The following is an 18,776-nucleotide window of genomic DNA, read 5'->3' as shown; positions in this document are numbered from 1 at the left end:
CGTGATGAGATCTACGACCACACGGTAGGAGTGGGAATGCCGGAAGCCGATGCGGGGTCTGACGGTCCACTGGCCGGCCTAGTAGTCGTCGATCTGTCGACGACGCTGCCCGGGGCGCAGGCCACGCAGTTCTTCGCGGATTGCGGCGCCGAGGTGATCATGGTCGAACCTCCCGACGGTAGTCCGCTCCGCGACCTCGCCGGCTGGCCTGCCCTGCTGCGGGGCAAGCGCAGCGTGACGCTCGACCTACACGACGACGCAGACCTCGACCGATTACGTGCACTCTTGCGAAGCGCCGACGTCATGGTGAACACCATGCGGCCGACCACCGCGGAACGCATCGGCCTCACCCACGACGCGCTGTCGAAGGCCTACCCGCAACTGGTGGTGGCAACGATCACGGGATGGGGTTCAACCGGTCCGTTCCGCGACTACAAGGGGTGGGAAGCCCTGGTGATGGCCAAGACCGGCGTCATGCACGAGAAGCGGGGCCTCGCGGCGCGACCGGGGCCTGCCTACATCACGTTCGCCTATGCGTCCTGGGGCGCGGCGCACGCCGCCGTCCAGGGCGTGCTCGCCGCGCTGCTCGAGCGCGACACCAGCGGACTCGGCCAGGTGGTCGAGACCAATCTGGTGACCGGCATGGGTTCGATGGATCCGTACAACTGGTTCTACGAGATGGTGCTCGAACGGTATCCAGGCGCCTTCGAGCCGATGGATGCCGCCTACGACGACCAAGGCCGACCGCAGGCCTACCTCATCTACGCGCTGCTGGTGTGTCCGACCAGGGACGGCCGCTGGCTGCAGTTCGCGCAGGTGTCGCCGAAGTTGATCGGGGCCTGGCTCACTGAGTTGGATCTGCTCGGGGAGCTTGCCAATCCAAAGTGGCAGGGCTTCCCCATGCTGCCGACACCTGAACTCCGCACCGAGTGGTGGGACATGATGATCGAGCGGGTCGGCGCTCGCACACTCGGCGAGTGGCAGCAGGCCATGGAGGAAAACCTCGACCTCAGCGGTGAACTCTTCCGCAGCCCCGCGGATTCGCTGGACCATCCGCAGACCGCACACGAGGGCCGTGCCACCACCGTCGTCGACCCCGAGCTCGGGCGGGTACGCCAGCCGTCGACTCTCATCCACGCCGATGGCAAGCCGTTGACCGAGCTGCGGCCTGCCCCGCGCCTCGGCGAACACAACGAGGTCCCGTCCCTCGTCGACCGGGTCGATGCCGTGACGGAGCCCGGCGGAGCGCCGCCCGACGACCCGCCGTTGAAGGGGGTGACGGTACTGGAGTTCGGCAGTATGTTCGCCGGCCCCTACGGCGCGACGTTGCTGACCGACATGGGCGCCCGGGTGATCAAGATCGAACCGCTGGAGGGCGACAACATCCGCAATCTGGTGGCATTCCCGGAGGCTGGCGGCGCAAAGGTGTTGCAGGGCAAGGAAAGCGTCGCGATCGACTTCACCAAGCCCGACGGGCTGGAGTTGGTGTACGAACTGGCGAAGCGATCCGACATCGTGCTGCAGTGCTTCCGCGGGAAGGCAGCCGAACGGTCGAGGATCGACGAGGCCTCACTCAGGGCGGTCAACCCGGAACTGGCCTTCGTGACGACTTCGGGGTACGGCGTCGACGGACCATTCGCGCATCGCGCTGCCTATGCGCCGTCGATCGGTGCGGCGTCCGGCATTGCGCTCATCGACAGCCACGATGCGGGTGGTCCGGCCGTCGACCTCGACGACCTGCACCGCAGGGCGGTCAAGCTGCACGCGGGTGGGGCCGTCCCCGCCGTGCAGTCCGACGGCATCGCGGCGCACGGAGTGGGGTCGGCGCTGCTGGTTGCGCTGTACGCCAAGCGTCATGGCAGAGCCCTGAACAACGTCGTCACCACGATGCTCGGCACCGTGCAGCAGGCGATGATTTCCTACAACGCGGCCTACGCGTCGAGGCCGGCGAACATGGCTGCTGACGACGAGTTCTTTGGAATGACCGCGCTCTACCGGATGTACCGCGCCGCCGATGGATACGTCTTCCTCGCGGCACCGCTTCCCCATGAATGGCCCGCGTTGACCAAGGCCATGTCACCGTACGTCGACCTTCACGCCGACGAGCGCTTCGCCGATGTCGGCTCTCGCGCTTCGCACGACGACGAGCTGATCGCAGTACTGACAACGGTATTCGCCACCAAAGCCAAGTTGGAGTGGGAACAAGAACTGTCCGCCCAGGACGTCGGCTGCGTGGAGGTCGTGGAGGCCAACTCCGAGCTCGTATTGCAGACTGATCCGTACTTCGAGGCGGGGTACGCCGTCGAGGCCGTCAGCCCGATCTTCGAGGAACACCGCAGGCTCGCGCCGCTGTGTCGATTCTCCCGATCACGGTCGAAGGCCGACGCGGGCTGCACCGTCGGCCAGCACACCGACGCGGTGTTGCGCGAGGTCGGACTGGATGACGTGGCCATCGCTGAGCTGCGGGCCAAGAAGATCGTCGGCGGCAGTTAGTCGGAGCGCGTAGCTGAGTCGTCGTGTTCGGCAAGCAGTGCACGGGTCTCGTACGACACCGGCGCGGTAAGCATGCCCACCCAGGTGTCCACGTAGTTGTGCAACTGCGCCTCGCTGAGCCCGTGCCCGGAACGAGCCGCGGCGGCCAGCACGTTGACCAGGCTGATGTAGAGCTGAAACGTGCGTCCCCGTCGGACTCGTTCGGGCAGGTCCTGCAGCGCGGCGTCGACCAGTGCCTCCAGCTTCTCCTGCGTCCAGTCGTCATCGACGTGGTCCGGCCAATATTCGCTGCGGGCCAACGGATCCTCGGCAAGCCGGGCCAGGAATGGCGCGAACATCTCACCCGCGGCGATGCTGTTGGCCAACGGACGGACGAGCAGCCAGACGACGGCGCGGGGGTCTGCTTCCTTGCCCTCATCGCGCATGCTCACGAGCATCTCCCGGCGGTCAGCCCCCAGCGACGCCTGGCGGTAGGAGATCAGGGCGCGAATCAGTCCGTCGCGAGAGCCGAAGTGGTAACGGATCACCGACGTATTCGACTGCCCGGCCGCCTGCTGGATCTCACGCAGCGTCACCGCCTCGATGCCCCGGGTGGCGAACAATCGCTCGGCAACCTCCATCAGCATCACCCTGGTCGATTCGCCCGAGGCGTTTCGCCGGCGCGCACCCGCGGCCAATTCAGAACCCACTCCCGTCGCTGCGCTCGCCCCAGTGCTCGTCATGGTTCTCCTCCTGGTCCGCCTCAGTCTTACCGAGAGGTCGATGCCAGGAAAATAATAATGTTAATGCATTAGATATGGTGGACTTCGCCGGAATCAGCTGGCATCATTCGATTGAGCAATCGGACGCGTGGAGGACCTATGAGCATGATCTGGACGAACTCGGGCGATTCCCACTTCCTCGAGCCCGAGGATCTGTGGCAGTCGCGGTTGCCCAAGGCGTTGGCCGACCTGACCCCCAAGTCCGAGAAGGACCCGGACGGCGAGTACGAGACGGTCTCCGTCGACGGGCAGATCTTCCGCCGCAAGCTGCCGTCATCGGCTTTGGTGGCCTTTGCCGAGTTGAGTTCGAAGCCGCAGGGCGTTCGTGATGCGAAGGCCCGGCTCGCGGACCTCGACAAGGAAGGTGTTTGGGGCGAGGTGATCTTCCCGTCACTTGGTATGTGGGCGTCCACGTTCCGCACGCCGGAGCTGCTCAAGGCATGCATGCGGGCGAGTAACGAGTGGGCGATCGAAGAGATTACCGCGGTCTCGCCTCGGTACGTCGTGACGGCGCAGGTGTCCACGCTCGTGGTGGACGACGCCGTTGAGGAGTTGCAGTGGGCGGCAGGCAAGGGCTTCAAGGCGGTGTTCCTGCCGACGACGCCTCACCCGAGTGCGCCTGATTGGCATCGCAACGACTGGGAGCCCTTCTGGGCGGCAGCTGAGGAGGCCGGGATCGTGTTGGCCTTTCACATCGGCACCGATCCGGTCGACATCACCGCCAGCAACAGCGCGACCGGTGGCGCAGGTCAGGTGTACCGCGGCCCGGGCGGCGCGATCATGAATTACGCCGAGACGACGTTCTCGGGTCAGCGCGCGGCGATGAAGATGGTCGCGTCCGGTGCGTTGGACCGCCATCCCAACCTGAAGGTGCTCATCTCCGAGGGTGGTGCCACGTGGGTGCCGTTCCTGGGCGACCGGCTGCTCGAGGGGTACCGCCAGCACCACCTCGCGGTGCGGCCCAAGCTCAGCCGCAGCCCGAAAGAGATTCTCTTCGAACAGGTTTACGCGTCGTTCCAGCACGACGAAACAGCCGTCGCCGCGTTCGAGCACATGGGCTACGAGAACGTGATGTTTGGCAGTGACTATCCGCACATGGAGGGCACGTTCGGCCACACCCAGGACACGCTGAAGGGTCTGTTCGATGGCATCAGCGACGAGACTCGGCTGCGCATCACCCAGGGCACGTTCTACGAGTTGTTCCCCGACGTGCCGCCCATCCCGGCCGACAAGTTCTGAGCGCGTGACCACTTCATCGGCAACGAACGGTCTGCGCGACGTCGCGATCGTCGGCATCGGCTCCACGCCCTACTACAAGCGCGGCGGCTCGCTACCCAAGTCCATCACCGAGTTGGCCGGCGAATCGATCCTGGCCGCGTGCGCGGATGCCGGGTTGAACGTCGCCGACATCGACGGCTTCGCCTATTACTCCGGCGCCAGCGCGGGTTACACCGAGAAGATGGACACCGCAGACTTCATGGAAACCCTTGGGATTCCGGAAGTTCGGTTCACCGCCGCCCTGACCTCCGGTGGCGGCGGCTCTGCGGGTGCGATCGGGCTGGCGCGGGCGGCCATCGTGGCGGGCGATGCCTCGGTGGTGGTGACCGTGATGGCGTTGCAGCAGTCCAAGCAGAGGCTCGGTTCGGTGTTCTCGGCGCTGGAGCCCGATCCGATCAACTCGTTCCTGCAACCGTCGGGACTGTTCGGTCCCGGCCAGCTGATGTCGGTGCTGGCGCGGCGGCACATGTACCTCTACGGCACGCGCCGCGAGGCCTTCGCCGAGATTGCGCTCTCCACGCGGGCCAACGCGGCGAATCGCCCGAAGGCGATGCACCCCGAACCCCTCACGCTCGAGGACTACTTCAACGCGCGGATGATCGCAGAACCCTTGTGTCTCTACGACTTCTGCCAGGAGACTGACGGCGCCGTCGCGGTGATCACCACGAGCATGGACCGTGCAAGGGACTTGAAGCAGCTGCCCGTGCCGGTGGTTGCCGCCGCCCACGGCGGAGTCAAGGACTGGGGTCGGGCGTTCGCCTGGATGGGGATGCCCGACGAGTACTTCGCCTCCTCCGGCAACAAACCGATCGCCAATCGGCTCTACGAGCAGGCAGGCATCGGCGCTGCCGACATCGACGTCGCCCTGCTGTATGACCACTTCACCCCGATGGTGCTCATGCAGTTGGAGGACTATGGGTTCTGCGACAAGGGCGAGGGCGGCGCGTTCGTGGAGAGCGGCGCCATCCGGTATGACGGCGGCTCGATTCCGGTCAACACCCACGGCGGCCAGCTGTCGGAGGCCTACATCATCGGCATGACCCACGTCATGGAAGGAGTCGAGCAGATGCGCGGCACCGCCATCAACCAGGTCCCCGACGCCGAACTCGCCCTCGTCACGGGTGGGCCTGCGAGCCTGCCGGTCAGCGGGCTGATCTTGGGGAAGGCCGCATGAGTACCGCTGCACTCGCTCTGGCGACGGCCATTCCCGGCGAGCACGTCCGGATCGCCGTCAACAAGGACACCGAGCCGTTCTGGCAGGCGGCCAAGGAACGACGGCTGGTCGCGCCTCAGTGCGCCGACTGCGGGACCTTTCGGCTGCCTCCGACCCCATTCTGTCCGAATTGCCAATCGAAACAGGTGAATTGGGTCGAACTGAGCGGCAAGGCCATCGTTTACAGCTTCGCAGTCGTGCACGGCTTTCCTGGCATGCCCGACCTGCTCTTGGTGCCGGCCGTGCTGGACCTGCCCGACGCGCCCGGCGCCCGGTTGGTGTCCAACGTCGTCGACGTCGCGCCGACTGACGTCACGATCGGAATGTCGTTGCGCGTGGCCTTTTCGCCCATCACCGACGGCTGGCTGCTCCCCGTGTTCCGGGCCGATGGTCAGGTCAAGGAGTAACACCGATGTCCGATGACAGTGCCCTTCACGAGAAGCCGCTTGAGTTCCTGGCCAGCATTGCCAACACCGGCGGTTCGTGTGACGGCCAGGCGATCCTGCCGGAGAACGGACATTTCCGCTGCACGTGCTCCTGCAGCGACTGGGACATCGAGGTAGACGATCCGCAGGAAGGCCTGCGGCTGGCCAGGATTCACACCGGCAGCATTGCCGACTGAGTAAAGGAGTCGCACCCGTGGGAAAACTTGATGGCAAGGTCGCCTTCATCACCGGAGCGGGCCGCGGTCAGGGTCGCGCCCATGCGGTCCGGCTAGCCGCCGACGGCGCGGACATCATCGGGCTGGACATCTGCGCTGACGTCGACTCGATCGACTATCCGCAGTCCCGCCCGGAGGATCTCGATGAGACCGCAAGGCTCGTCGAGAAGGAGGGCCGCCGCATCGTCGCCCGACAGGCCGACGTGCGGGACGCCGACGCCGTGGAGCAGGTGGTGGCGGACGGACTGGAGGAGTTCGGCCGTCTGGACATCGTGATCGCCAATGCCGGTGTCGTACGACTGAGCCCAGGTGGCGACCGGCGGCAGACGTTCCGCAACATCGTCGACGTCAACCTCTTCGGCGTGTGGAACACCGTGGAGGCCGCCTTGCCCTCCCTGATTGACGGCGGCCGCGGCGGGTCGATCGTCATTACGTCGTCGAGTGCCGGGCTCAAGGGCACCGGCACCGACCGAGCGGGCGGGCAGGCGTACACGGCGTCCAAGCGCGGCCTGGTCGGCCTGATGCAGGTGTGGGCCAACGAATACGCCCAGTATTCGATCCGCGTCAACACCATCCATCCGACCGGCGTCGCGACCGGGATGGTGATGAACGAGACGATGGCGGCACTGTTCGAAGCAGGCGACACCGCCGTCAGTGCCATGCAGAACGCGCTGCCGATCCCTGTCCTCGCGCCCGAGGACATCGCCAACGCGGTGGCCTTCCTGGTGTCCGAGGAGGCGAAGTTCATCACCGGTACGGCGTGGCCGCTGGACGCCGGCTTCGCGGTCCGGTGACGCATGCCCCGCTATTGCGTTAACCATTTCACATAGTTAACCTAGTGCGATCAGTCGCCGTCGACCGAATCGTCCACGCCGTGGCCACACGCGCGGTCTTCGAGTTCGCCTCGGTCGCGGCCAGTTCGGAAGGACGTCATGAGCGAAAGCCAGGCAGGCGCAACGTGTCCCGTCAAGTCCATCGAGATGAACACGCCAAGGTCCCCGGCCCTCTCGCACTTCAAACTCCTCGATGGGTGCAAGGACGAGGTGGGGCCGGTCTTCCGCAACACCGAGGTCGGCATGGACTACTGGGTGTTCACCGAAAACTCCGTGATCCTCGACGGCCTGCAGCACCCCGAGCTGTGGTCCAGCAGCGTCATCGTGCCAACCGACCCGGAACCGCCCTACAAGTGGATTCCGGTCATGATCGACCCGCCCGACCACGCCAAGTGGCGCCACGTACTGGCCGAATACTTCTCGCCGGGCCGGGTGAAGGGTATGCACGACGCTCAGCAGAAGCTGGCAGGTGAGCTCATCGACAAGCTTGTCGATGACGGGGAATGCGACTTCGTGACCTCGATCTCCAGAGTCTTCCCCTCGACGGTGTTCCTCGTGATCATGGGCCTACCCGTCGACGAACTCGAGAAGTTCATGGCGTGGGCGGATCAGATCCTGCACCAGGACGGGGTCGGCGATGAGGTCAACGCTGCCCGCATGGAGGGCATGATGCAGGTGATGGGTTACTTCTCGGGACTCATCCAGGAGCGTCGCGACAACCGCGACCCCGACGCCGACGACATCGTCAGCAAGGCGATCGACTGGGCCATCGACGGCGAGCCCATCACCGACATCGACCTACTCAACTGCCTGCTGCTGCTCTTCATGGCCGGGCTCGACACGGTGACCAACCAGCTGTCCTACGCGCTGTTGCACTTGGCCACCCACCCCGACGACCGCGCCAGGATCGTTGCCGAGCCCGAACTCATCCCCAAGGCCGTGGAGGAGTTGCTTCGCGCCTACCCGATCGTGCAGACCGCCCGAAAGGCCACCCAGGACATGGACTTCCATGGGTGCCCGATCAAGGCGGGCGACATGGCGTCGTTCTCGTTGGCGTTCGCGGGCCGCGACGAGGCGGCGTATCCGGACGCCCGCAAGGTCGACCTCGACCGCGGCGTCACGCGTCATCTGTCGTTTGGAGGCGGCCCGCACCGTTGCCTCGGCTCGCATCTCGCCCGTCAGGAGATGGCGGTGATCCTCGAGGAGTGGCACAAGCGCATCCCGGACTACGAGGTGTCGGGGGAGGCCGTCGAGCACGGTGGTCAGATATTCGGCCTGGACTCGCTGAACCTGACCTGGCGCTGACGTGAACGTGCCGCGCACCCAGGACCGCATGTGGCACGACGTCGGGCTTCCGGCCGAGACGATCGAACTCCGTGGGGAAGTCCGGCTCGCGGTGGAGGAGACGGTCGCGCCGTATGCCGCCGAGATAGGCCAGCGTGAGGAGACTGCAGACAGCTTTCCGTGGCAGGCCTTTCGCGGGCTCGCCGGCGCGGGTGTCTTCGAGATTCCGTTCGGCGCGGAGTTCGGGCGTGGTTTGGACTACCCGTTGCTCGGCACGTGCACGGCGACCGAGGAGATCGCCTATCACAGCAGCAGCATGGCGGGCGTCTACGACGGGCAATGCATTCTGGTGCCCAAGGCGTTGTCGTTCGGCTCGAAGGAGTTGCAGGCGTGCCTCATTCCGGGACTCGTGACGGGTGAGCTCGTCTTCGCGTTCGCCACCACCGAACCCGACGCCAGCAGCGACCTGTCCGTCGAGGCCATGCAGACCGTGGCCGACGAGACTCCCGACGGCTTCGTAGTGACCGGTCGGAAGCGCTGGATCACCAATAGCCCGGTCGCTGACTGGGCGGCCGTCCTGTGTCGAAGTGGGCGCGGAATGACGATGCTTGCCATCGATCTGAAACACAGCCCCGGTGTCAGGATTGGCACGCCCGACCTGAAAATGGGCCACCGCGGCCAGCTGACCGCGGACATCGTCTTCGACCAGGTCGTCGTTCCGCGCACCAACGTGCTTGGCGAGCCAGGCAGCGGGTTGTCCGTCGCACTGGCGACCCTGACCTATGGTCGCATCGGCATCGCCGCTGCCGGGGTGGGTGTCGCACAGGCAGCGCTCGATCTCGCGGTCGAGCGGATGCGTACGCGCCACGTATTCGGCAAACCCCTTGGTGCGATGCAGCACTGGCAGTACCGGCTGGCCGAACGGGCCACCGAGCTCGAGTGCGCACGGAACCTCTACCAAAAGGCGGCACTTCGGGTCGACGGCGGCGACCGCCACGCGGAACCCGAGGCGTCGATGGCCAAGACCTTCGCCACCAGGCTGGCTGCCGACATGGCCCGCGACGCGATCCAGGTGTTCGGTGGGTATGGCTTCGCCCGTCAGGTCTCCGAAACGGGCGAGACATTCCGGTTGGAGGAGCTCTACCGGGACGCCAAGATCTTGGAGATCTTCGAGGGCGCAAACGAAGTGCTGCAGTGGGTGATCGCGCGGCAGTTGATCGGGCGAGACGTGACGGGTTGAGTCTCCACGAACCACCGGAGAACCACATGACCAATACCATCGGATTCCTCGGTGCCGGACAGCTCGGTGAACCGATGGTCGAGCGGTTGCTCGGTGCGGGCCATGACGTGCTGATACTTGCTCGGCGCGATGACACCCGCGCCCGACTGACCGCGAAGGGCGCCGTACCGGCCGCATCGGTGGCCGACCTCGCGCGCGGCAGTGACGTGCTCATTTCTTGCCTGTTCTCCGACGCCCAACTTCGCGAAACCGGCCTCGGGCCTGACGGTTTCATCGCCAACGCGAAGCCGGGTTCGGTGTTCGTCTCGCACACCACTGGAAACTTGTCGACCCTCGAGGCGTTACGTGACAGTTCGCCGTCCGCGCCGGTCGTTCTCGACGCCCCGGTCAGCGGCACGGCGGACGACATCGCCGCGGGCGCGCTGACCGTGCTGATCGGAGGACCGAGTGACGCCGTCGCTGCCGTGACACCGCTCCTGGCCGCGTACGCCGGCCCGGTGGTGCCGACCGGTCCGCTCGGTAGTGCGTTGGCGATCAAGCTGATCAACAACTTGCTGTTCGCTGCAAATGCCCAACTCCTGGCGACGGCAACGCAACTCGGCGAGCAACTGGGCGTCGAGCCGGACGTGCTGCTGTCCGCGCTGCAGGTGTGCAGCGCCGGTAGCCAGGTGGCGGCACATGCCCATCGCATTGGCGGGATGGACGAGTTCGCAGAGCGGGCCGGGCCGTTCCTGCGCAAGGACATCGCCGCCTGCCGCGAGGCCGCCGCAGAGGCCGGCGTGGAGCTCGGACTGTTGGGCACCGCCGTGCAGGAGGGGCCGCTGGCCCTCGGCGATGCCGACTCGGCGACCGGAGGGACATCACGATGACGGGTCGACTCGAGGGCAAGGTCGCGTTCATCACCGGGGCTGCCCGGGGACAAGGCCGTGCACACGCGGTGCGGATGGCAGAGGACGGGGCCGACGTCATCGCCGTCGACCTGGCAGGCCCGTTGCCCGAATCAGTGCGCTACCCGTCCGCCACTCCCGATGACCTCGCGGAGACCGTGGAGCTCGTGAAGGCCAAGGGTAGTCGAATCATGGCCACCGCCGCGGACATCCGCGACCTGGAGGCGCTGCGAAGCGCCGTCGACGAGGGCATCGAGGCGTTCGGCCGACTGGACGTCATCGTGGCCAACGCCGGAATCTGCATCCCCGCACCGTGGAACGAAATCACCCCGGAGTCGTTCCGCGACATCATCGACGTCAACGTGACGGGCACGTGGAACACGGTGATGGCAGGCGCGCAACGGATCATCGACGGAGGCCGCGGCGGGTCGATCATCCTCATCAGCTCTTACGCGGGGGTGAAGGTGCAGCCGTTCATGGTGCACTACACCGCGAGCAAGCACGCGGTGACGGGGATGGCCAGGGCCTTCGCCGCCGAACTGGGCAAGCACGACATCAGGGTCAACAGCGTGCATCCGGGGCCGGTCAACACCCCGATGGGTGGTGGCGACATGATCGCCGCGTTGTTCGCCGCGACCGAGACCAACCCCACACTCAACAACATGGGCACTCCGTTCCTGCCGCAATGGGCTTGCGAGCCGGAAGACGTTGCGGCCGCGGTGTGTTGGCTGGCATCGGACGAGTCGCGCTTCGTTACCGCTACCCGACTGTCGGTCGACCAGGGCATGGCGCAGTACTAGCCCTCTTCGCGTAGGCCGGATAAAATCATAAAACTAGTTAAACATTGAGCGGATTCGATCTAGAATTCGGCCATGGATCTGAAACTCCAACGCATTGCCGCGTGGGGCGGAATCGTCATGCTCGCCCTGTTCTTCGTCTTCTTCATGCTCATCGCCAAGCTGATCCCGCCGCTTTCACCGACCGCGAGCGCCAAAGACATCACGGACTTCCTCATCGCCAACAAGCTGCGGGTCAGGGTGGGCCTGGCATTCAGCCTGCTCGCCGCCTGCGTCGCGTTGCCGTTCCTGGCCACGATCTGTCTGAGGGTGCGTCGGGTCGAGGGTAAATGGGGCGTCCTGTCGGTCACCCAAATCTTCGCCGGAGTGATCTTCGTGCCGGGCTTCCTCTTTCCGATGATGGTGTTGTCGGCAGCGGCGTTTCGTCCCGAACAACGCGATCCCGAGATCACTCAGGCGCTCAACGACGTGTTCTGGTTGATGTTCGTCGGGATCGTCGGAACTCTGGTGGTGCAGGCCCTGGTGCTCACCACGGCGTCCTTCGTCGACCGGACGGAACCTGCGACCTTCCCGCGATGGTTCGGCTACCTCAACGCCTGGTACGCGCTGCTGGCGCTGCCCGGCGGGGCGGTGATGATCTTCAACGAAGGCCCGCTGGCCTGGAACGGCGTCTTCGCCTTCTGGGTTCCGTTGGTGGCGTTCTCCGTCTGGATGGTCGCGGTGACAGCGGTCATGCTCCGCTCGATCGGTGCGGAGCAGGCGGCCGAGCGACCATTGGTCACCGCGGCGTCGTGACTCTCGGCACTCCGACTGCCACCGCGGCGCCGACGCGGCGGGTTCCCGGCGAGAACGGAACATGGGTCTTCCTGTTCGGCGACATGCTGGTATTCGGTGCGTTCTTCGCCACCTTCATGGTCGAGCGCGCCAAGGCACCCGAAGTCTTCGACGTGGCGCGCAGAACGCTGCATCTCGGGGTCGGGCTCACCAATACCCTGGTGCTGCTGACGAGTTCGTTGTGCGTGGTCGTCGCGCTGGGAGCGTTGCGGTCGGGGGCGCGCCACATCGCACGCACGGCCGTTGTGGGCGCGATGGTCTGCGGCGGAGTCTTCATCGCGCTCAAGGTGTTCGAGTATTACTCGCTGGTGACTGCTGGGCACGGCGCGGGTGCCAACCGCTTCTACCTGTACTACTTCATCCTCACCGGCGTGCACCTGTTCCACGTCTGCGTCGGGATGGCGGTGCTGACGTTCCTGCTCACCCAGACCCGGCGGCGCGAGCTCACTGAGACCCGGATGGCCGTGGTCGAGGGTGGGGCCTGCTTCTGGCATCTCGTCGACCTGTTGTGGATCGTGCTGTTCCCGTTGCTGTACCTGGTGGCTTGATGTCGGGTCCATCGGCTCTCACCTTCGTACGTGGCCGCGCGGGAGTGTCGTGGCTGGTGTTGATCGTGGCGACGCTGATCGCCTACGCGCTGGGCGTCGACCACGGCACCGGATCGGTGATGGTGGTCGTGGTGCTCGCGATCGCCGCGATCAAGGTCCGGCTCGTCGGGCTCGACTTCATGGAACTGCGCTGTGCCCCAATGCCGTTGCGGGTCGCGTTCGAGGGCTACTGCCTTGGATTGTGGGCGCTGCTGTCCGGGTTGTACCTGTTTGGCTGACCGTTAGTGCGACAGGACGCCGAAGGCTCGCGGAATGAGCTCGAGTGCGCTGTAGACGCCGGGAGCTGCGGCGCACACGGCCGGTATCGAGTTGACGACACGAGCGGCGGTCGCCTGCGCACCCGATAGGACGCCATCGATGTGCAGGTCGACCCGGATGGTCGGGTTGCCCTCGATGGTGACCCGGGTGAGTCGGCCCGTGGCGGAGCCGTGGGGAATCCGCGGCTCCCAGTCGTCCGGAGGATCGTCGGGCAGCGACCAGATGAAGGAGAAGCTCATTCGCGGTTCGCCCGCGACAACTCCCTCGAAACGCATTCGCACGCTGGCGATGGTGCTTTCAGCGATGGTGCCCGCGGGGAAGGTGTAGTCGCGGTCGGCCACCGCGATGTCGCGGAGTTCGTTGATACCGTCGAGCGTCCAGCCGAGGGCGTCGGCCACGAGCGCGAGTGGTGTAGACATGTGCGGAATCATCGCCCCAGGTTGGTACGCCTGAGCGTCTTGTTCGGGCGTGAGCCCGAAGCCAAAATGCGCGAAAAACGATTGTCCGCGAAATGCCCCAGACGGTAGCCGTTCCTCGACGCGGATCATCGTCGGCTCCGCGGTCAGGCTCACGAGATGAACCGGCAGGACATCGGTGGCGAACCCCGGGGCTATTCCCGTGCTCAGAAATGTACTACTGCCTTCGTTGCATGCAGAGCGCAATTTCAGCTGCAACGTCTCGTCGAGCGAATGCGGGAAACCTAATTGAGGGTCGGCTGCGACCACGTCCTTGCCGGTTGCAAGGATGGCGCAGATCTGGTCGATCACGTCGCTAGGATCACGACCAGACCCGGTCGGCATATACGTCACGCAGTCGCAATCGAGGGCGAGAAACTCTGCGATGTCGGCGGTGGCCACAACCCCGACTGGAGCAATGCCCACTATCTCGCCTGAGTCGCGGCCCACCTTGTCAGGGCTGTGAACCAGATGGCCGGTCAAGCTCAGCTGCGGTGATCGTAGGATCTGCCCAAGCACCATGGCACCGGTGTGACCGGTGCCCACGTGACTCACTCGAAGCTGTTGTGTCATCGCGTTACTCCCAGAACTGCTGCCACTCCCGGCTGTCGAATGGCAGCACCCGCATTTCGGCGACCACGCCGTTGGCCATTTGATAGGACGTCGCGCACAGCATGTCCAGTGCTCGGCCTTTTCGCTGGGCAGTCGCGCGTTCTACTACGACGACGTACTTCTCGCCACCGACGATCTCCTGCACTTCGGTCGTGAGAGATCCGTCGGTGAGCTCCTGATTCCGCATCGCATGCTCCAGAAGTCCTGTTGCGCCGCGAAATACGCCCGCCCGCTGGGTGTCACCGAGTTCGATCCAGACGGACTGATCGTTGAATGGCCTCATGATGGCCTGTAGATCGCCGCTGATGTAAGCGTCATACAGATCCTGGATCAACTTCAGGTTCGCTGCCGCATCCATGCGTGCCCCCTCCGGCATGTCTGCCGAGCATAGGCACATAGCGCGGACTGCACCCCGCATTTCGGCAAACGTCAGTGCGAGCGGACGCCGAAGTCGATGTCCTGGATGCCGGCGAACGGCGTGAAGCCGTCCTTGCCCAGCCATGACGGGCCGGCCACGTGCCCGGGGTCCGGGCGCGCCCAGTCGACCCATGACCCCCAGTCCTCGCGGCGCAGCTTCTGCTGCAACGTCTGCGGGTGTTCGTCGGCGGCCTTGGCGTAGCGCTGCGCGAATCGCTTCATCTCGGCCAACACCCAGACGTCCTCCTCGGAACGCCACTTGCCGTCACCGGCGTACTCGATGAATTGAAAGGAGGGGAAGTCGATGGGCGGCCCGCCGGGCTCCGGGTTGTCGGCGCGGTTGAACACCTTGTAGGCGACCCGCGTCCCGTCGACGACGTACCAGATGAGCGGGCTGTAGACCTGCGGTGCCGCACCCATCGTCCCCTCGAGGAACTTGGTGATTTCGTCGGGACCGGTGAAGGTTCCGTAGAAGTGGTCGTGGTACGTCGCGTCGTCGGTGAATAGGTTGGCCCAGGCGTGCCAGTCTTCGAGCACGGGACCAGTCATGAAGTAGCGCCGAAACTCCCGCTCGACCTCGGCAGTGTCTGACATGGCGGTCACCCACCCAGCCGCAGGCCGGTATTGCGCGTGCCGAACACGTCAGTTGCCATGATGGCGCCGAGTTTGCTTGCATCCCAGCGCTGTTGGCCGTTGGAGACCGACGCCACCGGATGCCAGCCCTTGAGTAGTTGGAGATTCTCACCCATCGCCCGGATCACCTGACCGCTGACGTGACCGGCTTCCGGGCTGGCCAACCAGGCCACCACCGGCGAACCAAGCGACGGATCCTTGGGATCGAACTCGTCCTCGGCGCGCTCGTCGGGCTCGATCGGAGCCTGCGCGCCGGCCATGGTGGCGGACATCCGGGTGCGGCCACCCGGGCTGATCGCGTTCACGGTGGCGCCGATCGACGCCAACTCCAGGCTCAGGGTCTGGGTCAGCCCTACGATCGCAGCCTTGGCGGCGCTGTAGTTGGTCTGACCGAAGTGACCGTGCAGGCCAGCGCCGGAAGTGGTGTTGATGATGCGGCCGTAGACCTTTCCGCCGGAGTCCTTCGATTCCGCCCGCCACTTGCGGGCGACGGCCCGGCTGGTCAGCCAGCTGCCGCGGACGTGCACCCGCATCACCAGGTCGAAGTCGTCGACGGTCATGTTCCAGATCGCCTTGTCGCGCACGATGCCCGCGTTGTTGACCACGATGTCGAGGCGGCCGAGTTGGGAGTAGGCGCGTTCGACGGCCAGGTCGACCTGCTCCTCGTCGCCGACGTCGCTGAAGTCCGAAACCGCGGTGCCGCCGCGACTTTCGATGATCGACACCACCTCGTCGGCCACCTTGCCCGAGCCCTCCCCGGACAGGCTGGTGCCAAGGTCGTTGATGATCACGGTGGCACCGTGCTTGGCCAGCTCGAGCGCGTGGCCGCGGCCGATGCCGTGCCCGGCTCCGGTCACCAGGGCGACCTTGCCGTCGAGTAGTCCGGTCATGGGCTCTCCTCGCTAGTGGTGAAGACCGTCAGGTACGGGCTGTCCGCGTCGTTTTCGTCGACTGGCCGGAACGTCGCGGTGACCACCATGCCGACTCGCAAGCGCTCCGGCTCGGCGCCCTCGATGGTGGTCATCAGCCGCGGGCCTTCGGCCAGCTCGACGATCGCCGCGACGTAGGGCAACCGCTGTTTGAACGGCTCGAGGTCGTTCACATATACGGTCGAATACGTGTACAGCGTCCCCGTTCCGCTGGCCAGCACCGGGTGGACGTCCTCACTCCAGCAGTGCGGACAGAACGGTCGCGGATAGTGGTGCACGCGGCCGCATCCCGCGCACTCGGCGATCAGCAATCGACCCCGTCCGGCGGCCTCCCAGTACGGAGCGCTGGTGGAGTCGATGGTCGGAATGTCTGCCCGAGCCACTCTCACCACCCGGTGAACTCGGTCGGGCGCTTCTCCATGAAGGCTTGCACGCCCTCCTTGGAGTCGTGCGCATAGGACTGGAGCTCCTGCGCCATCGCCTCCGCAATGAACGCACCGGACCGGTCGGTGTCGGGGGAGTCGTTGAGCAGTCGCTTGGTGAAGGCGATCGCGCTCGTTGGTGCCCCCGCGAGCCGCCCTGCGAAGTCGGCCACCGTGGAATCCAACTCGACGGTACTCACCACCCGGTTCACCAGGCCAAGCGTCAATGCCTCAGCGGCCGAGAGCCTTTCGCCGAAGAACGCCATCTCCTTGGCCTTCTGCATGCCGATGCGGCGGGGCAGCAGATAGCAACCGCCGCCGTCGACGACAAGCCCGCGCTTGACGAACGACTCGGCGAAGTAGGCGTCTTCGGTGGCGATCACCAGATCGGAGGCGTAGACGAGGTGAGCGCCCAATCCCGTAGCCGCGCCGTGGACCGCGGCGATCACCGGCTTGTTGCAGTCCAGCACGCAGGCGACGAGCTTCTGTGCGCCGTTCATGATGCGCTTGATCGGCTCCAGCACGCGCTTTTCGCCCTTCGCGCGTCGCTCGGCCAGCGAGCCCACGTCGGCGCCGGAGCAGAAGTGTTTGCCGTTGGCGCGCAGCACCACCACGCGCACCTTCTCGTCGGCGTCGGCATCGGCCAGTAGCGAGATGAGCGCGTTGCGGTCTTCTGGGCGTACCGCGTTGGCGGCTTCGGGCCGGTTCAGGGTGATGGTCATGACACCGTCCGTCAGATCCGACAACACGGTTTCTTGCTCGCTCATGGTGTGTACGTCGCCTTCAGGTGTTTGATGCCGTTGACGAAGTTCGATCTCAGCATCACCGGCTCGCCCGCCGCGGTGATGTCCGGGTAACGGGCGTACAGCATCCTGAACGCCACGTTCAATTCGAGCCGGGCCAGGTGGGCGCCCAGACAGAAGTGCGGGCCCGGGCCGCCGAAGGCGATGTGGTTGTTGGGTTTACGCGCGATGTCGAAGCGCTCGGGCTCGTCGAAGACCGCGGGGTCGCGGTTGGCGGCGGGGTACCAGACGACGACCTTCTCGCCCGCGTTGAAGGTGTGGGTGACTTGGCCCTGCGCGTCGGTGAGCGTCACGCCGTCGCGGGTGACGGTGCGGCGCATGTGAATCACCGGGCTCGAGTAGCGCAGGATCTCCTCGATCGCGGCCGGTGCCAGTTCGTCGTAATCCGCCAGCAGTCGGTCGCGCTGCTCGGGGTGCGCGCTGAGGATCAGGAGGCCGTGCGTGAGCGCGTTGCGGGTGGTTTCGTTGCCCGCGCCGATCAACAGGATGAAGAACTTCGCCAGCTCCTGCGGGGTCAGGTTCTCCTCGTCGGAGGTGACCAGCTTGCTGATCACGTCGTTGCGTGGGTGGGCGATGCGGTCCTCGGCGATTCCCTTGAGCAGATCGATGAGCTGCTCGCTGGTGTCGGTGACCGCGGCCTCGATGCCCGCGACGCTCTGGTCGGGCACGTACTCGGGGTCCGAGGCGCCAAGCACGACGTTGGTTGCCCGCAGGATGAACTGCTCGTGCTCGCGCGGAACGCCGAGCATGTTGTCGATGATGCGCAGCGGCAGCAGGGTGGCGAACGCGGAGACGAAGTCGCATTCACCCGAACGCGGCATCTCGTCGAGGATCTCGGCGGTGGTCTCCTCGGCAAGCCCGCGCAGCTCGGCGAGCATGCGGGGGGTGAAGCCGCGCGAGACGATCTTGCGTAGCCGCATGTGCTCGGGATCGTCCATGTCGATGATGGAGCCGCGGTATTCGCGCATGTCGGCGGTCTGGTCGAAGATCTGGGTGCCCTGGCCGGAACTGAAGTCTGCGGGCCTGCGGCTGATGTCGGCGACGTCGCGGTGCGAACCGATCGCCCAGAATCCTCGGACCCGTGGCGACCCCGGCCGGTTGGTTCGGACGAACGCTGGTCCGCCTGCGTTGCGGAGACGCCGGTACAGCTCGGTCCGGTCGTTGGGGCGCTCCTGCCACCACTGCAAGTCGATCAGCGGTGCGAACTGGCGTTCGTCGATGTCGGTCGCGCTCACAACATCCGATTCTGGCACTCATGTCACTTTTAGGCAACGGTGGGGTACCGGCAGCGACTGTTCAATGTGCCGAACTCGCAGCCTTGAACCCGGCAGCTATCTAACATTAGTGTCACTAGTGCG

21 protein-coding genes are annotated in these 18,776 nt (G+C 65.5%); 13 read left to right on the top strand and 8 right to left on the bottom strand.

Annotated elements, in window-relative coordinates:
- The first annotated feature begins 36 nt into the window (after positions 1-36).
- Positions 37-2,493, top strand: a complete 2,457-nt coding sequence (locus HNP02_RS02525; RefSeq protein WP_184434168.1) for a CoA transferase — start codon at positions 37-39, stop codon at positions 2,491-2,493.
- Here HNP02_RS02525 and HNP02_RS02520 read toward each other — a convergent pair.
- Positions 2,490-3,215 carry a TetR/AcrR family transcriptional regulator gene (locus HNP02_RS02520; RefSeq protein WP_184434165.1) on the bottom strand — a complete coding sequence of 242 codons (726 nt, stop codon included), beginning with the start codon at positions 3,213-3,215 and terminating at the stop codon, positions 2,490-2,492. The two genes, HNP02_RS02525 and HNP02_RS02520, sit on opposite strands and share 4 nt — an antisense overlap.
- A gap of 138 nt (positions 3,216-3,353) precedes the next feature.
- Between HNP02_RS02520 and HNP02_RS02515 the strand changes: the two genes are divergently transcribed.
- From HNP02_RS02515 to HNP02_RS02460, 12 genes are all read left to right on the top strand, one after another.
- Positions 3,354-4,493 (top strand): amidohydrolase family protein, encoded by a 1,140-nt coding sequence (locus tag HNP02_RS02515; RefSeq protein ID WP_184434162.1) that lies wholly within the window; start codon positions 3,354-3,356, stop codon positions 4,491-4,493.
- Between the two features lie 4 nt (positions 4,494-4,497).
- The gene (locus tag HNP02_RS02510; RefSeq protein WP_184434159.1) at positions 4,498-5,706 is read left to right on the top strand and encodes a thiolase; all 1,209 of its coding nucleotides are present in this window, start codon (positions 4,498-4,500) and stop codon (positions 5,704-5,706) included.
- Positions 5,703-6,152, top strand: a complete 450-nt coding sequence (locus HNP02_RS02505; protein ID WP_184434156.1) for a Zn-ribbon domain-containing OB-fold protein — start codon at positions 5,703-5,705, stop codon at positions 6,150-6,152. The genes HNP02_RS02510 and HNP02_RS02505 overlap by 4 nt, the downstream gene beginning before the upstream one ends.
- Before the next feature lie 5 nt (positions 6,153-6,157).
- Positions 6,158-6,367 carry a hypothetical protein gene (locus HNP02_RS02500; RefSeq protein ID WP_184434140.1) on the top strand — a complete coding sequence of 70 codons (210 nt, stop codon included), beginning with the start codon at positions 6,158-6,160 and terminating at the stop codon, positions 6,365-6,367.
- A gap of 17 nt (positions 6,368-6,384) precedes the next feature.
- Positions 6,385-7,200: a mycofactocin-coupled SDR family oxidoreductase gene (locus tag HNP02_RS02495; protein WP_184434137.1), complete on the top strand. Its 816-nt coding sequence runs from the start codon at positions 6,385-6,387 to the stop codon at positions 7,198-7,200.
- A 138-nt stretch (positions 7,201-7,338) separates the two neighbouring features.
- The gene (locus tag HNP02_RS02490) at positions 7,339-8,544 is read left to right on the top strand and encodes a cytochrome P450 (RefSeq protein WP_184434134.1); all 1,206 of its coding nucleotides are present in this window, start codon (positions 7,339-7,341) and stop codon (positions 8,542-8,544) included.
- Position 8,545: 1 nt separating this feature from the next.
- Positions 8,546-9,763: an acyl-CoA dehydrogenase family protein gene (locus HNP02_RS02485; protein ID WP_309241376.1), complete on the top strand. Its 1,218-nt coding sequence runs from the start codon at positions 8,546-8,548 to the stop codon at positions 9,761-9,763.
- Positions 9,764-9,789: 26 nt separating this feature from the next.
- Positions 9,790-10,632, top strand: a complete 843-nt coding sequence (locus HNP02_RS02480) for an NAD(P)-dependent oxidoreductase (protein WP_184434130.1) — start codon at positions 9,790-9,792, stop codon at positions 10,630-10,632.
- Positions 10,629-11,450, top strand: coding sequence for a mycofactocin-coupled SDR family oxidoreductase (locus HNP02_RS02475; RefSeq protein WP_184434129.1), 822 nt, complete (start codon positions 10,629-10,631; stop codon positions 11,448-11,450). The genes HNP02_RS02480 and HNP02_RS02475 overlap by 4 nt, the downstream gene beginning before the upstream one ends.
- A gap of 72 nt (positions 11,451-11,522) precedes the next feature.
- A complete protein-coding gene (locus HNP02_RS02470; RefSeq protein ID WP_184434126.1) occupies positions 11,523-12,242 on the top strand; it encodes a hypothetical protein in 720 nt (239 codons plus the stop codon).
- Positions 12,239-12,829 (top strand): cytochrome c oxidase subunit 3 family protein, encoded by a 591-nt coding sequence (locus tag HNP02_RS02465; protein ID WP_184434122.1) that lies wholly within the window; start codon positions 12,239-12,241, stop codon positions 12,827-12,829. Before HNP02_RS02470 ends, HNP02_RS02465 begins: the two co-directional genes overlap by 4 nt.
- The gene (locus HNP02_RS02460) at positions 12,829-13,107 is read left to right on the top strand and encodes a cytochrome C oxidase subunit IV family protein (RefSeq protein ID WP_184434119.1); all 279 of its coding nucleotides are present in this window, start codon (positions 12,829-12,831) and stop codon (positions 13,105-13,107) included. Before HNP02_RS02465 ends, HNP02_RS02460 begins: the two co-directional genes overlap by 1 nt.
- 3 nt (positions 13,108-13,110) lie before the next feature.
- Here the strand turns inward: HNP02_RS02460 and HNP02_RS42210 are convergent, their stop codons facing one another.
- The 7 genes from HNP02_RS42210 to HNP02_RS02425 form a co-directional block, all read right to left on the bottom strand.
- Positions 13,111-13,947, bottom strand: a complete 837-nt coding sequence (locus HNP02_RS42210) for a hypothetical protein (RefSeq protein ID WP_255506167.1) — start codon at positions 13,945-13,947, stop codon at positions 13,111-13,113.
- Positions 13,948-14,179: 232 nt separating this feature from the next.
- On the bottom strand, positions 14,180-14,590 hold the full coding sequence (locus HNP02_RS02450) for a nuclear transport factor 2 family protein (RefSeq protein ID WP_184434114.1): 411 nt from the start codon (positions 14,588-14,590) through the stop codon (positions 14,180-14,182).
- Between the two features lie 53 nt (positions 14,591-14,643).
- On the bottom strand, positions 14,644-15,225 hold the full coding sequence (locus tag HNP02_RS02445) for a nuclear transport factor 2 family protein (protein ID WP_184434111.1): 582 nt from the start codon (positions 15,223-15,225) through the stop codon (positions 14,644-14,646).
- A gap of 5 nt (positions 15,226-15,230) precedes the next feature.
- Entirely contained in the window at positions 15,231-16,154 is a 924-nt protein-coding gene (locus tag HNP02_RS02440; protein ID WP_184434108.1) for an SDR family NAD(P)-dependent oxidoreductase, read from the bottom strand.
- Positions 16,151-16,585 carry a Zn-ribbon domain-containing OB-fold protein gene (locus tag HNP02_RS02435; protein ID WP_184434105.1) on the bottom strand — a complete coding sequence of 145 codons (435 nt, stop codon included), beginning with the start codon at positions 16,583-16,585 and terminating at the stop codon, positions 16,151-16,153. Before HNP02_RS02435 ends, HNP02_RS02440 begins: the two co-directional genes overlap by 4 nt.
- The gene (locus HNP02_RS02430; protein WP_184434102.1) at positions 16,579-17,382 is read right to left on the bottom strand and encodes an enoyl-CoA hydratase/isomerase family protein; all 804 of its coding nucleotides are present in this window, start codon (positions 17,380-17,382) and stop codon (positions 16,579-16,581) included. Before HNP02_RS02430 ends, HNP02_RS02435 begins: the two co-directional genes overlap by 7 nt.
- The gene (locus HNP02_RS02425) at positions 17,379-18,653 is read right to left on the bottom strand and encodes a cytochrome P450 (protein ID WP_184434099.1); all 1,275 of its coding nucleotides are present in this window, start codon (positions 18,651-18,653) and stop codon (positions 17,379-17,381) included. The genes HNP02_RS02430 and HNP02_RS02425 overlap by 4 nt, the downstream gene beginning before the upstream one ends.
- Between the last annotated feature and the right edge of the window lie 123 nt (positions 18,654-18,776).

Source organism: Mycobacterium sp. AZCC_0083, assembly GCF_014202335.1.
Classification (GTDB): Bacteria; Actinomycetota; Actinomycetes; order Mycobacteriales; family Mycobacteriaceae; genus Mycobacterium.
Note: the sequence above shows the minus strand (reverse complement) of the source record. Positions and strands in the feature narration are given on the sequence as shown.